A 15,879-nucleotide genomic window follows, 5' to 3' on the forward strand; every position below is an offset into this window, starting at 1 on the left:
GCCCCAAACCCCCACGAAAGGAAGTGCGTTGACCCGCATCGAGACGACCCACGCGCGTGATCGGCGGTAAGCCTGCCGCGCAGAACGAGTTCCCGTTCATGGTCCACCTCTCGATGGGCTGTGGCGGTGCGCTCTACAAGAAGGACGTCGTCCTGACCGCCGCCCACTGCATGAAGGGCTCCGGCAACAACACCCGCATCACCGTCACCGCGGGTGTCGCCGACCTCAACTCCCCCGCCGCGATCAAGGTCAAGTCGACCAAGGTCAAGGTGGCGCCGGGCTACGACGGCAGGGCAAGGACTGGGCGCTGATCAAGCTGGCCCGGCCCATCGACAAGCCCACGCTGAAGATCGCCACCACCAACCGCTACAACCGCGGCACCTTCACCATCGCCGGCTGGGGCGACACCCGGGAGGGCGCGGGCACCGGCACCACCAAGCTGCAGAAGGCCACGGTGCCCTTCGTCACCGACCGCGCGTGCACGTGGCACTACGGCAACCGGCTGGTGGCCAAGGAGGAACTGTGCGCCGGCTACCAGAGCGCGGCATCGACACCTGCCAGGGTGACTCCGGTGGCCCCATGTTCCGCAAGGACGACGCCGGTAAGTGGATCCAGGTCGGCATAGTCAGCTGGGGCGACGGCTGCGCCCGCACCGGCGTCCCCGGCGTGTACACCGAGGTCAGCCACTTCGCGAAGGACATAGCCCGGGCGGCCAACGCCCTGTAGGGCGGGGGCGGGGGCCGTGTGCCGGGCTACCGTGGGCAGCCGGAATTCACTGCTGGGCTACCCGTGGGCGGTCGGAGTCCTGTCGGGTTCCCGTGGGCGGCCGGAATCCTGCTGGGCTACCGTGGGCGGCCGGAATCCTGCTGGGCTACCGTGGGCGGTCGGAGTCCTGTCGGGCTACCTGTGGGCGGCCGGTAAATCCTGTCGGGCTACTTGTGGGCGGTCGGAATCCCGCCCGGGTACCCGTGGGCGGCCGGAATTCCGGTCGTCGGCCCTTCCGCCCCCTGGCAGACTCCTGGACGTGACCACCGGACACCACTCCGCGCCCCCCGGCACCCTCCAGGTCGGCGGCCAGGACGACGACCTGGAGCAGCGCCTCGACGACGAGCTGACCGCGTTCAACGCGGCGGCGACCGGCGCCGGGGAACCCGACGAGTTCAGCGTCCGGGTCACCGCCGCCGACGGCGAACTGCTCGGCGGACTGACCGGGTGGGTCTGGGGCGGCCAGTGCGGCGTGGAGATGCTGTGGGTCCGGGCGGACCAGCGGCACGCCGGATGGGGCAGCAAGCTCATGCGGGCCGCCGAGGAGGAGGCCGTACGGCGCGGCTGCACGGACATGATCGTCTCCTCGTACACCTTCCAGGCCCCGGACTTCTACCGGAAACTCGGCTTCCGCGAGGCGGGGCGCCTGCCGGGCGTTCCCGGCGGGCACGAGGACGTGTACCTGCACAAGGTCATCGGATCCTGAGGACATCCGGCAACAGCCACCGGCCGCGTAGGGTGGGCGCCCATGACCACCAGCAACACCACCACCGGCGACGTCGACCCGGCCGTCCGCGCGGAACTCTCCCGGCTGCGCGACAGCATCGACAACATCGACGCGGCCGTCGTCCATATGCTCGCCGAGCGCTTCAAATGCACCCAGCAGGTCGGCCGACTCAAAGCCCTGCACCGGCTGCCGCCCGCCGACCCGGCCCGCGAGGCACGGCAGATCGACCGGCTGCGCGCCCTCGCCGAGAGTGCCAAGCTCGACCCGGGATTTGCTGAAAAGTTGCTCAATTTCATCATCGGCGAAGTGATCAGACACCACGAGCGCATCGCCGAGGACACCGTGAACGGCACCCCGCCCACCACCGACTGACCTCGGCGAACTGCGGCCCCGCGCGGCCCGGGCGGGGCAGGCCGCACCGCGTACTGATCGTCAACCGGCGACCACTGACCGTCAGCGCCTCGCCTACTCTGGTGTCCACGCCGGAGGGAGTGCGGGCATGGGGTGGGACGCCAAGATCCTCATCGTCGACGACCACGAGGACACGCTGTACGCACTGGAGAGCGCCCTGGCCCCGCTCGGCTGCGAGCTGGGCCGCGCCACCAGCGGCGACGAAGCCCTGAAACAGGTACTGCGCGGCCAGGTCGGCCTGCTGCTGCTCGATGTGCGCATGCCCGGCGTCAGCGGCCTGGACGTGGTCCGCTACCTGCGCCGCCTGGAACAGACCCAGCACATCCCCGTCGTCCTGCTCACCGGCTACGGCCCGGACCACGAACTGACCTCCGCCGCCTTCGAACTGGGCGTCGCCGACCTCCTCATGAAACCCGTCGACCCCTGGGCGCTGCGCACCAAGATCCGCTACCTGTACGACGCCCACCGGCGCCACCAGGCCCTGAAGCGCGAGGTCCGCGAACTGCGCGCCCTGATCGAGTCCGATGCGCAGCCGGACGAGCCGGGCGCACGCCTGCCCGGGCAGCGCGACCGGCGCGTGTCGACGCCGGCGCAGGACCGCACGTAACCCCGCGAAACCGCCCGCCCCTGTCCCGCTGTCGGTGGCATCAGGCAGCATGTGATCCATGTCCGTACTCACGCGCGACGAAGCGCAGACCCGTGCCCAGCTCATCGACGTCCGCCACTACAGGATCGACCTGGATCTGACCACCGGTGACGAGACCTTCGACTCCCGTACGGTGATCGGGTTCACCGCGCGCACCGACGCGGACACGTTCGTCGAGCTGAAGCCCGCCGAGCTGCGCTCCGTCACCCTGGACGGACAGCCCCTCGACCCCGAGACCCTGGACGGCAACCGCCTGCCCCTGAAGAACCTCACCGCGGGCGACCACGAGCTGCGCGTCGACGCCGCCATGCGCTACTCCCGCACCGGCGAGGGCATGCACCGCTTCACCGACCCCACCGACGGCGAGAGCTACGTCTACACCCAGCTGTTCCTGGACGACGTCCAGCGCGTCTTCGCCGCCTTCGACCAACCCGACCTCAAGGCCGTCTTCGAGCTGTCGGTCAAGGCGCCCGAGGGCTGGACCGTCCTCGCCAACGGCATCACCGAGCACACCGACGGCGTATGGAAGGCCGCGCCGACGCCGCTGATCTCCACCTACCTCGTCGCCGTCGCCGCCGGCCCCTGGCACTCGGTGCGCACCGAACACCGCGGCCTGCCCTTCGGCATCCACTGCCGCCGCTCGCTCGCCCCCTACCTGGACGCGGACGCCGACGAGATCCTCGACGTCACGCGCGCCTGCTTCGACCGCTACCACGCGAAGTTCGAGGAGCCGTACCCCTTCGACTCCTACGACCAGGCGTTCGTCCCCGAGTTCAACGCCGGCGCCATGGAGAACCCCGGACTGGTCACCTTCCGCGACGAGTTCGTCTACCGCTCCGCCGTCACCGACACCGAGCGGCAGACCCGCGCGATGGTCATCGCCCACGAGATGGCCCACATGTGGTTCGGCGACCTCGTCACCCTCCAGTGGTGGGACGACATCTGGCTGAACGAGTCCTTCGCCGAGTACATGGGCTACCAGACCCTCAGCGAAGCCACCCGCTTCACCGGCACCTGGACCGAGTTCGGCGTTGCCCGCAAGGGCTGGGGCTACGACGCCGACCAGCGCCCCTCCACCCACCCCGTCGCCCCCGACGCCGTCCCCGACACCGCCTCCGCCCTGCTCAACTTCGACGGCATCTCCTACGCCAAGGGCGCCTCCGCGCTGCGCCAGCTCGTCACCTGGCTCGGCGAGAAGGACTTCCTCGCCGGCATCAACACCCACTTCACCCGGCACCGGTTCGGCAACGCCACCCTCGCCGACTTCATCGACTCCCTCGCCGCCACCACCGAACGCGACGTGCACGCCTGGGCCGACGCCTGGCTGCGCACCACCGGCGTCGACACCCTCACCCCCCGTGTCACCACCGGCGACAACGGCACCTGCACCCTCACCGTCGACCACACCGGCAGCCGCCCCCACCGCATCGCCGTCGGCCTCTACGACCAGGACCTCGGCGACGAGGGCCGCCTCACCCTGCGCGCACGCCTCGACCTCGACGTCCCGCACCCCGACGGCCACCCCATCGGCAAGCGCCCCGCCCTGCTCCTCCTCAACGACGGCGACCTCACCTACGCCAAGGTCCGCTTCGACCCCCGGTCCTTCCAGACCGTGCGCGAGGAACTGTCCGGCCTGCCCGACCCCCTCACCCGCGCGGTCGTGTGGAACGCCCTCAGGGACGCCGTCCGCGACGCCGAACTCCCGCCCACCGCCTACCTGGAAACCGCCCGCGCCCACCTCCCGCACGAGAGCGACCTCGCCCTCGTCCAGGGCGTCCTCGGCTTCGCCACCCGCCAGATCACCGACCGCTACCTCACCCCCGAGGAGCGCCCCGCCGCCCTGAGCACCCTCTCCGCCCTCTGCCGCGACCTGTTGCGCCGCACCGAGGACGGCGACAACCCCGGCCTGCGCCTGCTCGCCGTACGCCACTTCATCGACGTCGCCGCCCACCCCGACACCATCGCCGCCTGGCTCGCCGACGGCATCGTCCCCGGCGGACCCGAGCTCGACCCCGAGCTGCGCTGGCGCATCCTCGGCCGCCTCGCCGTCCTCGGCGCCACGGACGACACCGCCATCGCCGCCGAACTCGACCGCGACCCCAGCGCCACCGGCCAGGAGGGCGCCGCCCGCTGCCGTGCCGCCCTGCCCGACCCGCGGGCCAAGCAGACGGCCTGGGAAGCGATGTTCGCGCACGACGAGCTGTCCAACTACCTGTTCACGGCCACCGCCCAGGGCTTCTGGCAGCCCGAACAGGCCGAGCTGGTCCGGGAGTACGTGCCGCGCTACTACGAGGACGCCGTCGCCCTGGCCGCCCGCCGCGGCCCCGCCATGGCCGAGGCCGCCGGCAGATGGGCCTTCCCCGCCCACGCCGTCGACACCGAGAACCTGCGCCTGGGCGAGGAGTGCCTGAGCGACACGGAGCCGACGCCGGCGCTGCGGCGGAAGCTGACCGACCAACTCGACGATCTGGCGAGGGCGTTGCGGGTACGGGGCGCTTAGTCTCTCAAACGCCGGACCGCATCCCTCAACCCGTCCGGCGTTCGAGGACAAGTCCCGTGCAGGGCCGAAGCGGGGGCCTGGGGGCGCCGGCCCCCAGCGACGCCCGCACCAACACCAACACCGACGAACCGGCAAACGCCCCGCTCATTACCCCCTTCGGGTCGTTCTACCCGCACGTTTCGGGCGCGTAGCCCCCGCCGCGTACAAGCTGGGTACATGCCCACGCCGCCCCTCGCCTCAGGCCCCGACGGCCCGGGCGCCCTGCGGCCGTTGCTCGACACCGTGCTCGACGCGCTGGACGCCGGCCGCCGGGCACGCGGCGGTCCGCTCCCGGCGGGTGGCCCGGAGGCGGTGACCGCGCGGATGCGGGACGCGCTGGGCGACGTACTGCCGGACGAGGGCGACCCGGACGCCCTGCGCGCCCTCGTGCACGCGTTCGCCGAGGGCGCCGCCGACCCGGCCGACCCGCTGTGCGCCGGCCATCTGCACGGCCCGCCCCTCGCCCTCGCCACCGCCGCCGACCTCGCCGCCACCGCCCTCAACCCCTCCCTCGACTCCTGGGACCAAGCCCCGGCCGCCTCCGCACTGGAAGCCCTGGTCACGCGGGCGCTCGCCGAGGCGGCCGGCGCGGCCGACTGCCTCGTCACCACCGGCGGCACCGAGTCCAACCAACTCGCCCTGCTGCTCGCCCGCGAGGCCCACGGCGGCAGCGTCCACCTGGTCACCGCGGCCAATGCCCACCACTCGCTCACCCGCGCCGCCTGGCTGCTCGGCCTGCCCGAACCCGTCACCGTCCCCGCCCCGGCCGGCACCCTCGACCCGGCCGCCCTCGACGAGGCCCTCACCGGCCTGCCCGGCCCCCTGCTCGTCGCCGCCACCGCGGGCACCACCGACGCCGGACTGATCGACCCGCTGCCCGAGATCGCCGCCCTGTGCCGCGCGCACGGGGCGCGACTGCACGTCGACGCCGCCTACGGCGGCGGGCTGCTGTTCAGCGAGCGGCACCGGAACCGGCTCACCGGGCTCGACGCCGCCGACACCGTCACACTCGACCTGCACAAACTCGGCTGGCAGCCGATCGCCGCCGGTCTGCTCACCGTCCGGAACGCCCGCGACCTGACCGCCCTGCACCAGCGTGCCGACTACCTCAACGCCGACGACGACACCGAGGCCGGCTTCCCCGACCTGCTGGGCCGTTCCTTGCGCACGACCCGCCGCCCGGACATCCTCAAGATCGCCGTCACGCTGAGAACCCTTGGCCGGAGCGGGCTCGGAGCGCTCGTCGACCAGGTGCGCGAGCGCGCCGATGAGCTGGCCCGGCTGATCGCCGCGCACCCGGACTTCGAGCTGTACGACCGGCCCACCATCAGCACGGTCCTGTTCCGCCCCGCCGATGCCACGGACGAGGCCGTGGCCGCCGTACGCCGAAGACTCCTCGGCGACGGTCGCGCGGTCCTCGGCCGCGCCCGCCTGAACGGCCGGCTCTGGCTCAAGGCCACCCTCCTCAACCCCCACACCAGGCCAGACCACCTGGCCGCCCTCCTGAAACTGGTGGAAGGACACACCCCCCGATGACCCGCCCGACGAACCCGCCGACCACGCCACCGGCCACCCCCGACGCGAACGCGCCGACCACTCCCCACGCGAACCCGACCGCCGCCCCGCACCCGGCCCTCCACGAACCCCAGGACCACCGCGACCTGGTCGGCATCGGCATCGGCCCGTTCAACCTCTCCCTCGCCGCACTCGCCCACCCGCTCGCCGAACTCGACGCCGTCTTCTACGAACAGCGCCCCACCTTCGACTGGCACCCCGGCCTGCTCATCGACGGCACCACCGTCCAGGTGCCCTTCCTCGCCGACCTGGTGACCCTCGCCGACCCCGCCAGCCCCTGGTCCTTCCTCAACTACCTCAAAACCCGCGAACGGCTCTTCCCCTTCTACTTCGCCGAGCGCTTCCACATCCAGCGCACCGAGTACGACGCCTACTGCCGCTGGGTGACCGAGAACCTCCCCGGACTGCACTTCCGCCACCGCGTCGACGCCGTCCGCTGGAATGCCGAACGCGATGTCTTCGAGGTCGACTTCACCCAGCTCGACACCGGCACGGAGGCCGAGTCCCTCGGCCGTACGTACACGAAGAACATCGTCCTCGGCATCGGCACCGAGCCCTACGTCCCCGACCCGCTCAGGCCCCTCGTCGACGCACCCGGCGTGCCCGTGATCCACGCCGCCGACTACCTCGACCACCGCGCCACCCTGCTCGCCGCCGAGCACATCACCGTCGTCGGCTCGGGGCAGTCCGGCGCCGAGGTCTTCCTCGACCTGCTGCGGCACCGCCCGGCCGGCCGGGAGCGGCTGCACTGGATCGGCCGCAGCGAGGCCTTCGCGCCCATGGAGTACTCCAAGCTCGGCCTGGAGCACTTCACCCCCGACTACACGCGCTACTTCCACGCCCTGTCCGAGCCGGTCCGCGAGCAGCTCGTCGCCGCCCAGTGGCAACTCCACAAGGGCATCGACGCCGGCACCATGGCCGCCATCCACGACGAGCTCTACCGGCGCAACCTGGGCGGCGGCTGGCCCGACGCCGTTCTCACCCCCGGCGTCACCGTCCGCACCGCCGGCCGGATCGCCACCACGAAGGTCGAACTCCATCTGGAACACCTCCAGCAGGGCACCCGCTCCCGGCTCACCACCGACGCCGTCGTCCTCGCCACCGGCTACCGCGAACGCCCCCTCACCCGCCTCCTCGCCGGCCTCGAACCCTATCTGCGCCGCGACAGCCGCGACCGCCCGCGCGTCGACGAGGAACACCGCCTCGTCCTCGACCCCTCGGTCACCGGAGCGGTCTTCGTGCAGAACACCGCACTCCACACCCACGGCGTCGGCACCCCCGACCTCGGCCTCGCCGCCTGGCGCAGCGCCACCATCCTCAACGCCTTGACCGGCAAGGAACCGTACCCGCTGCCGCACCGCACCGCGTTCACCACCTTCGGCCTGGAACAGCAGCGGACCCAGGTCCCGCCCGCCCGGCACCCGGGGCAGCTCACCCCCCCTGCGGGACGGGACCTGACGCCGGCGAAGGGCTAGGGCCTGTTGCGAAAGTCCCTAGAACACCGGCGTGCCGTCCCGCGTGAGCTTCCAGTCCACCGACGCGAACTCCTTCGGGTCCAGCACACCCTTCGCGGTCACCCACTCCGCGATCCGGGTGCGGATCTCCGTCGACTCCGACCACAGCTCCCGCGCCGCCGCCACATGCGGGAACGCGCCACCGCCGTTGGCGCGATAGTTGTTCACCGCCAGCACGAACTGCTGGGCGTCGTCCAACGCGGCACCGTCGAAGGCCAGGTTCCTGATCCGCGAACCGGCCGGCTGAGCGATGTCGATCTCGTACGTCAGCCCCGACACATAGTCGTAGTTGTAGTCCGGACGGCCGCCCGCGTTGGTCAGCGTGCTCACATCGACCGGCGCGCCGGCCGCCGTCTGCACGAAGTACTCCGCCGAATACTCCAGGTACGCCCGCAGCTGCGCGCCCGTCATCAGCTTGGCGACCAGCGTGTTGTCGTACACATACAGGCTCGACAGGTCCCGGATCGTCACCTCGCCGGCCGGGATCTCGCTCGTCCGCGAGAACGGCGACGCCTGTGCGAGCACCGGCAGCGACGCGTACTCGGTACCCGCCAGGGCCGCCCTGACCACGTCCTCCTGCACCCTGGTGATCAGGTCGATGATCGGGGCGTCCTGATAGCGGGCCTCGACCGTCGTCAGGGTCTCCTTCGCCGTGCCGACGACCTGGTTGACGTACTCCACCACCTTCGCGTGCTCGTCCGACAGCAGCCTGGTGATCCGCGGGTCGTCCTCCACCGTGTTCGAGTTCCGCAGCGACGCCCGGACCGACTCGACCTGCCACCTGCCCTTGGCGAAGACCAGTTCGAAGTCGAACAACGTCAGCCGTTCGGCATAGCACAGGGGTTCGGACAGCACGACCGTCCTGCCGGTCTGCTCGTTCGTGACCAGCAGCTCCTCGATCTCCACATGCGCGTGACCGACCAGGATCGCGTCGATGCCCGGCACCTGCCGGGCCACGTTGGCGGCGGCGTTCTCCACATACGGCAGCTGGTCACCGTACGACGACGTGCCCGAGGAGCCGCTGTGCGCGGAGACCACCACCACGTCCGCGCCCATCGACCTCAGCTTCGGCACCCACTTCGCCGCCTGCTCCTCCAGACCCGGGAACACCAGCTTGCCCTGCACATACGCCTTGTCCCAGATCGCGATCCCCGGGTTCGTCAGCCCGAGCACGGCGACCTTCACCGGCGGGGCGCCCGGCACCCGGAACGTCTTCATGAAGTACGGCGGGAAGGCGGGCCGCAGCGTCTTCGCGTCGACGGCGTTGGCGCCGAGCAGCGGGAACCGGCACTGCTCCTCGAACCGGCGCAGCGTCTCGATGCCGTAGTTGAACTCGTGGTTGCCGAGCGCCACCGCGTCGTATCCGATGGCGTTCATCGCCTGCGCCATCGGATGCACCGGGCCGCCCTTGGCGGTGATCGGGTCGACCTTCGCGTAGTAGTACGTCAGCGGGGTGCCCTGGATGGTGTCGCCCGCGTCCAGCAGCAGCGTGTTGCGGCGGCCCTTCTCCTCGCGCACCTGGTTGACCAGCGTCGAGATCCGGGCCAGACCCTGGACGTTGCCCTTGGCATCGGAGTACTCCGCGTCCTTGAAGTAGTCCCAGTTGAAGATGTGGCCGTGCAGGTCGGTGGTGCCCATGACGGTGAACGAGTACCGCTTGGGACGCTTCTTGCGCGCCTGTGCCTGTGCCTGCGCCTGTGCCTGCGTCTGCGCTGCCTCCGCCGGTGCCGCCGCCGTGCCGGCGATCGCCACCCCCGCCCCGGTCACGGCGGACTTCTTCAGGAACTTCCGGCGGTTGAACGGCATGTGGAGCTCTCCCAGTCAAACATCGAACAAGTGACAACGCGCGTAGATTCTGACCCGGACATGACCGTCCCCAACAGGTCCAGCACGTTGCGATCTGATGACCGACCAGCTCCACGTCCCACCGAGCGGTGACACAGTGGGACGTATGACCTCACCCACCTCGCCCCACGAAGGACCCCAGCCGCCCGCCGTCCCTTACGGCACCCCCGACGCCCCCCGCATCGCCGTCCGCGGCGAGGCCCACCTCGAAGTCGACCCCGAGATCGCCCGCATCGGCATCACCGTCACCGCCCGCGGCCGCGACCGGCGTTCCGCCCTCGACGACCTCACCCGCCGCAACGCCACCGCCCTCGACCTCGTCAAGTCCTACGGCGACGCCGTCGAACGACTGGAGACCGGCGCCTTCTCCATCACCCCGGAACTCACCAAGCACGGCCGCGGCGAACGCATCCGCACCTACCACGGCATCGTCCACATCACCGCCGAACTCACCGACTTCACCGCCCTCGGCGAACTCACCTCCCACCTCGCCGACCTCGACCTCACCCGCGTCGACGGCCCCTGGTGGGCGCTGCGCCCCGACTCGCCCGCCCACCGCACGGCCCGCCAGCAGGCCGTTCGCGAAGCGGTGGAACGCGCCCGCGAATACGCCGAGGCGCTCGGTACGGCCCTCTCGGCCCTGGTGGAACTCGCCGACATCGGCGCCGAGAGCCCACAGCCCTATCCATCGGCACCCGGGGGACGTATGCGCTCCGTGGCCTACTCGGCCGCCGCGGAGGACGCGGCCGCGGCACCCCTCGATCTCGAACCCCAGCGGCAACACGTCCACGCCCAGGTCAACGCCCGTTTCACGATGGTGCCGCCGCGGCTTTGACGGGCGTGGGGGGGGCGGCGGTAATTCGAAAATCGGCCCGTGCGAATGCAGGCCGTTAATGTGCGAGTCTGCGCGAATGCTCATCAGAGCACTCCTCCGCACAATTCAACACTTGTCAATACCCCTTCACCCAAAGGTTGTTGAGTAGTCACGCCCGACCAAATATCTACCCGCCGGTAAGGCCTAGGCTCGCATCATGCGCCGAGCAAAGATCGTCTGTACTCTGGGCCCCGCCACCGACTCGTACGACCAGATCAAAGCCCTGGTCGACGCCGGAATGGACGTCGCCCGATTCAACCTCAGCCACGGCGGATACGCCGAGCACGAGGAGCGCTACCAGCGCGTACGCAAGGCCTCCGACGAGACGGGCCGCAGCGTCGGGCTCCTCGCCGACCTTCAGGGCCCGAAGATCCGGCTCGGCCGCTTCACCGAAGGACCTGTACTCCTTGAACGCGGCGACACCTTCACCATCACCGTCGAAGAGGGCGCCAAAGGCGACCGGCAGTCGTGCGGGACGACGTACAAAGGCCTCGCCGGCGATGTCGCCCCCGGCGAGCGCATCCTCGTCGACGACGGCAAAGTGTGCCTGGAGGTCACCGAGGTCGACGGACCCCGCGTCCACACCACGGTCGTCGAAGGCGGCATGATCTCCGACAACAAGGGGCTGAACCTCCCCGGCGTCGCGGTCTCCGTCCCCGCGCTCTCCGAGAAGGACGAGGCCGACCTGCGTTGGGCCCTGCGCACCGGCTTCGACGTCATCGCCCTCTCCTTCGTCCGCAGCGGCCGGGACATCGAGGACGTCCACCGCATCATGGACGAGGAGGGGCGCCGCCTCCCGGTGATCGCCAAGGTGGAGAAGCCGCAGGCCGTCGACGCCATCGACGACATCGTGGCGGCCTTCGACGGCATCATGGTGGCGCGCGGCGATCTGGGCGTGGAAATGCCGCTCGAACAGGTCCCGATCGTCCAGAAGCGCGCGATCAAGCTGGCCAAGCGGAACGCCAAGCCGGTGATCGTCGCGACGCAGATGCTGGACTCCATGATCGAGAATTCCCGGCCCACGCGCGCCGAGGCGAGCGACGTCGCCAACGCCGTCATCGACGGCACGGACGCGGTGATGCTGTCCGGCGAGACGAGCGTCGGGAAGTACGCCGTCGAGACGGTCCGGACGATGGCGAAGATCGTCGAGGCGGCGGAGGAGGACCTGCTCGCAAAGGGCCTCTCGCCCCTGACCGAACGCAACAAGCCCCGCACGCAGGGCGGCGCGGTGGCCCGCGCGGCGGCGGAGATGGGCGACTTCCTCGGCGCGAAGTTCCTGGTGGCGTTCACCCAGTCCGGCGACACGGCCCGCCGCCTGTCCCGCTACCGCTCCCCGATCCCTCTCCTCGCCTTCACTCCCGAGCCCGCGACGCGCTCCCAGCTGAGCCTGACGTGGGGCGTCGAGACCTTCCTCGGCCCGCACGTGAACTCGACGGACGCGATGGTGGCCCAGGTCGACGAGCTGCTCACGCAGTACGGCCGCTGCGAGCCGGGCGACACGGTGGTCATCACGGCGGGCTCGCCGCCTGGGATGCCGGGGACGACGAACATGGTGCGGGTGCACCACATCGGGGAGACGTCGTAGGCGGGGTCTGGCTGTCAGTGCTTGGGGCCTACGTGGGTGTCCATGAGGGCTACGGAGGCTTTGCGGGCGACGGAGATGTTGAACGGGGTGCCGTTGCGGGTGCAGTAGGTCCACTCGACGCCCAGCTTGTCGAGGGTGTCGGTGTAGAGGCGGCGGATGTCGGCGGACACGTTGGTGAAGAAGTACCGCGGGTACTCGTAGCGCTTGCGCTCACCCCTGACCATGCGAGTCGTCCAATTGGTTATCCGGCAGCCATCGGAGTGAATGAGGCCGCGGATGAGTGCCCAGGGGTGGGCGTCGACAATTCCCTGTTGCCAGGGTTCGAGGGCGATGTGGCGCTCATGCTTCTTGCCGGGGCCATGCTGGGGGAAGAGTGCAGGCCAGTACCGGTGGTAGCTGGTCACTGTGACGCAGCCCTGCTTGGGAAGGGCGTACACGCCGACACCAGGCCGTACCTTCGAAATAGCCTCGCGGCACTCCTGGATGAGTCCGGGCCATGCGTTCGCGCACACGATACGGAGGTAGTGACCGCTTCTGGGGTGGGCGCTGATGCAACCGTCGCCGAGGTAGAGGCCCAGTAGGTAGGCGTACGCGCATTCATCGGCGGGTGGTCCCGGGTCCGGTGGCAGCATGCGAGGCAGCGGCTCCAAGCGGACCTGCCAAGAGCGGATCGCCGCGCGTGAGATGCCCGTCTCACGACTTACCGAGTTGAGACTGCGGCCCTGTGCCACTAGCGCGAGTGCCCGCTTGCGTGTTCCCGTGTCGTACATGCGGCCACTGTGCGGGAGTGATCGTAAGGGCGTGCAGCAAAAAGCGGATGTTCACGAGAACGTGGACATCCGCTTCTGATGATCTGACCTTGGAATCGAAGGAAAAGTGCCCCGGGTGGGACTCGAACCCACACTGAATACCTTTTGAGGGTATCGTCTCTGCCGATTGGACTACCGGAGCCCTGCGAATCGAAGGTTTTCGTCGACCCGCTGCCCGTCCACCATACCGCAGCTGGGTAGGCTCTTGGGAGCAGTATCTGCCCTGCCTTGGACCAAGGAGCCCCCGTGACCGCCCCCGAGTCGCCCCAGCCCGTTGACGTGCCCGATGACGACAAGTCGCACGTGCCTCCGCTGACGACCCGTGTCGTCATCGCCGAGGACGAGGCCCTGATCCGGCTCGACCTCAAAGAGATGCTGGAGGAAGAGGGCTACACGGTCGTCGGCGAGGCCGGTGACGGTGAGCAGGCCGTGGAGCTGGCCCGGGAGCACCGGCCCGATCTGGTGATCCTCGATGTGAAGATGCCGAAGCTCGACGGCATCTCCGCCGCGGAGAAGATCACCGAGGAGTCCATTGCGCCGGTGCTGATGCTCACCGCTTTCTCGCAGCGCGACCTTGTCGAGCGTGCCCGGGACGCCGGTGCGATGGCGTACCTGGTGAAGCCGTTCAGCAAGAGTGACGTCGTACCGGCGATCGAGATGGCGGTGTCCCGGTACACGCAGCTGAAGGAGTTGGAGAAGGAGGTCGCCGACCTCTCGCAGCGGCTGGAGACACGCAAGCTCGTCGACCGGGCGAAGTCGATCCTGCAGACGGAGTACGGGCTGACGGAGCCGGCCGCGTTCCGGTGGATCCAGAAGACGTCCATGGACCGGCGTCTGTCCATGCAGCAGGTCGCCGAGGCGGTCATCCAGGACGCCGCCGAGAAGAAGGCGGCCAAGGCCTCCGACAAGGGATGAGTGCCCGGTAGCGGCACGTACGAGGCCCGCGTCCCCCGGTGAGCAACCGGGGGCGCGGGCCTCGTCGTACGTGCCGAAGGGGCTGCTAGTCCTCGCCCAGGTACGCCTTCCGTACCGACTCGTCGTGGAGCAGGTCCTGGCCCGTGCCGGACAGGACGATGTTGCCGACCTCCATGACGTGGCCGTGGTCGGCCAGGGACAGGGCCGCCTGGGCGTTCTGCTCGACGAGCAGAATCGTTGTGCCCTGCGCCTTCAGTTCGGCGATGGTCGCCATGATCTTCTGCATCATGATCGGCGAGAGGCCCATCGACGGCTCGTCCAGCATGAGCAGCTTGGGCTGGGACATCAGGGCGCGGCCCATCGCCAGCATCTGCTGCTCACCGCCCGAGAGGGTGCCCGCGGCCTGCTTGCGCCGCTCCCCGAGGATGGGGAAGAGGTCGTAGGCGCGCTGGATGTCCTTCTCGATGCCGGGCTTGTCGTTGCGGAGGAACGCGCCGAGGCGCAGGTTGTCCTCGATCGTCATGCGCGGGAAGATGTGCCGCCCCTCGGGGGAGTGGGCGAGTCCGAGGGAGACGATCTGGTGGGCGGGGATCTTCTTCAGCGACTTGCCGTTGAACTTGATCTGGCCGCCCACCGGCTTCAGCAGTCCGGACAGGGTGCGCAGGGTGGTGGTCTTGCCGGCGCCGTTGGTGCCGATGAGGGTGACGACCTCGCCGGCGTCGACCTTGAACGAGATGCCCTTGACGGCCTCGATCTTGCCGTACGCGACCCGGAGGTCCTCGACTTCGAGCAGTGCGGTCATCGGTCGTTCTCCTTGCCGGACGTGGTGTCGGCGTGTGCCTCGGCGGCCTCGACCTCCGCGACCTCGGCGGTGCCTGGTGCGCCTTCGAACGGCTCGCCGAGGTAGGCGGCGATGACGCGTTCGTCGCCCTGCACGGTGGCGCTGTCGCCCTCGACGAGCTTCTCGCCCTGGACGAGGACGGCGACGCGGTCGCAGAGGTTGAAGATGAACCGCATGTCGTGCTCGATGACGAGGACGGCGATGCCCTTGTCGCGGATGGCGAAGACCAGTTCCTCGGTGGTGCGGGTCTCCTGCGGGTTCATGCCGGCGGTGGGCTCGTCGAGGAGCAGCAGGCCCGGTTCGCTGGCCAGGGCGCGCGCGATTTCGAGCTTGCGCTGTTCGCCGTAGGGCAGGTTGCGGGCGAGGTGTTCCGCCTTGGGTGCGAGGCCGACGAACTCCAGCAGTTCCATGGCGCGTTCGCGGGAGGCGGCCTCCGCCTTGTGGAAGCCGGGGCCGCGCAGCAGCGCGGACCAGAGGCCTTCCTTGGTGCGGGTGTGGCGGCCGACGAGCACGTTTTCCAGGACCGTCATGTTGGCGAACAGACGGATGTTCTGGAAGGTGCGGGCGATGCCTGCCGCCGTGACCTTGAAGGACTTCGGCGGCAGGACGGTTCCCTTGTAGCGGACTTCGCCCTCGGTGGGGATGTAGAGGCCCGTCAGGCAGTTGAAGAAGGTGGTCTTGCCGGCGCCGTTGGGGCCGATGAGGCCGACGATCTCGCCGCTGTTGACCTGGAGGTCGACATTGCGTACGGCGGTCAGGCCGCCGAAGCGCATGGTGACGCCGCGGGCGTCGAGGACGGCCTCACCGGTGGTGATGGTGTCGGTTGTCATGGG

13 protein-coding genes, 1 tRNA gene and 1 pseudogene are annotated in these 15,879 nt (G+C 69.8%); 10 read left to right on the forward strand and 5 right to left on the reverse strand.

Going from position 1 to position 15,879, the window contains the following annotated elements:
- Nucleotides 1–56 precede the first annotated feature (56 nt).
- The 7 genes and pseudogenes from HJD23_RS32085 to HJD23_RS32115 all read left to right on the forward strand — a co-directional run bounded on the left by HJD23_RS32085 (nt 57) and on the right by HJD23_RS32115 (nt 8,138).
- Nucleotides 57–726, forward strand: a pseudogene (locus HJD23_RS32085) (serine protease).
- 298 nt (nt 727–1,024) lie between these two features.
- Nucleotides 1,025–1,471 (forward strand): GNAT family N-acetyltransferase, encoded by a 447-nt coding sequence (locus HJD23_RS32090; RefSeq protein ID WP_171115183.1) that lies wholly within the window; start codon nt 1,025–1,027, stop codon nt 1,469–1,471.
- A 42-nt stretch (nt 1,472–1,513) separates the two neighbouring features.
- A complete protein-coding gene (locus HJD23_RS32095) occupies nt 1,514–1,864 on the forward strand; it encodes a chorismate mutase (protein ID WP_171115181.1) in 351 nt (116 codons plus the stop codon).
- Between the two features lie 127 nt (nt 1,865–1,991).
- Nucleotides 1,992–2,510, forward strand: coding sequence for a response regulator (locus HJD23_RS32100; protein ID WP_171115178.1), 519 nt, complete (start codon nt 1,992–1,994; stop codon nt 2,508–2,510).
- A gap of 58 nt (nt 2,511–2,568) precedes the next feature.
- Nucleotides 2,569–5,049 (forward strand): aminopeptidase N, encoded by a 2,481-nt coding sequence (pepN, locus tag HJD23_RS32105; protein ID WP_171115176.1) that lies wholly within the window; start codon nt 2,569–2,571, stop codon nt 5,047–5,049.
- Between the two features lie 216 nt (nt 5,050–5,265).
- The gene (locus tag HJD23_RS32110) at nt 5,266–6,624 is read left to right on the forward strand and encodes an aminotransferase class V-fold PLP-dependent enzyme (protein ID WP_171115174.1); all 1,359 of its coding nucleotides are present in this window, start codon (nt 5,266–5,268) and stop codon (nt 6,622–6,624) included.
- Entirely contained in the window at nt 6,621–8,138 is a 1,518-nt protein-coding gene (locus tag HJD23_RS32115) for a SidA/IucD/PvdA family monooxygenase (RefSeq protein WP_171115173.1), read from the forward strand. The genes HJD23_RS32110 and HJD23_RS32115 overlap by 4 nt, the downstream gene beginning before the upstream one ends.
- 18 nt (nt 8,139–8,156) lie before the next feature.
- Here the strand turns inward: HJD23_RS32115 and HJD23_RS32120 are convergent, their stop codons facing one another.
- On the reverse strand, nt 8,157–9,983 hold the full coding sequence (locus HJD23_RS32120; RefSeq protein ID WP_171115171.1) for a 5'-nucleotidase C-terminal domain-containing protein: 1,827 nt from the start codon (nt 9,981–9,983) through the stop codon (nt 8,157–8,159).
- A 145-nt stretch (nt 9,984–10,128) separates the two neighbouring features.
- Here HJD23_RS32120 and HJD23_RS32125 point away from each other — a divergent pair, with 145 nt between their 5' ends.
- A complete protein-coding gene (locus HJD23_RS32125; protein WP_171115169.1) occupies nt 10,129–10,857 on the forward strand; it encodes an SIMPL domain-containing protein in 729 nt (242 codons plus the stop codon).
- Between the two features lie 196 nt (nt 10,858–11,053).
- Complete coding sequence (pyk, locus tag HJD23_RS32130) at nt 11,054–12,481, forward strand: pyruvate kinase (RefSeq protein WP_171115166.1); 1,428 nt, start codon at nt 11,054–11,056, stop codon at nt 12,479–12,481.
- Between the two features lie 14 nt (nt 12,482–12,495).
- Here pyk and HJD23_RS32135 read toward each other — a convergent pair whose 3' ends face one another.
- Both HJD23_RS32135 and HJD23_RS32140 read right to left on the reverse strand, forming a co-directional pair.
- Entirely contained in the window at nt 12,496–13,251 is a 756-nt protein-coding gene (locus HJD23_RS32135; RefSeq protein ID WP_171115164.1) for a helix-turn-helix domain-containing protein, read from the reverse strand.
- Between the two features lie 107 nt (nt 13,252–13,358).
- Nucleotides 13,359–13,432: transfer RNA gene (locus HJD23_RS32140), tRNA-Leu, on the reverse strand.
- A 104-nt stretch (nt 13,433–13,536) separates the two neighbouring features.
- Here HJD23_RS32140 and HJD23_RS32145 point away from each other — a divergent pair.
- Nucleotides 13,537–14,205, forward strand: coding sequence for a response regulator (locus tag HJD23_RS32145; RefSeq protein ID WP_141308614.1), 669 nt, complete (start codon nt 13,537–13,539; stop codon nt 14,203–14,205).
- Between the two features lie 85 nt (nt 14,206–14,290).
- Here the strand turns inward: HJD23_RS32145 and HJD23_RS32150 are convergent, their stop codons facing one another.
- Together HJD23_RS32150 and HJD23_RS32155 are read right to left on the reverse strand one after the other, a co-directional pair.
- A complete protein-coding gene (locus HJD23_RS32150; RefSeq protein ID WP_171115162.1) occupies nt 14,291–15,007 on the reverse strand; it encodes an ABC transporter ATP-binding protein in 717 nt (238 codons plus the stop codon).
- Entirely contained in the window at nt 15,004–15,876 is an 873-nt protein-coding gene (locus tag HJD23_RS32155; protein ID WP_171115160.1) for an ABC transporter ATP-binding protein, read from the reverse strand. Before HJD23_RS32155 ends, HJD23_RS32150 begins: the two co-directional genes overlap by 4 nt.
- Between the last annotated feature and the right edge of the window lie 3 nt (nt 15,877–15,879).

The organism is Streptomyces sp. Z423-1, assembly GCF_013009255.1.
GTDB lineage: Bacteria > Actinomycetota > Actinomycetes > Streptomycetales > Streptomycetaceae > Streptomyces > Streptomyces gossypiisoli.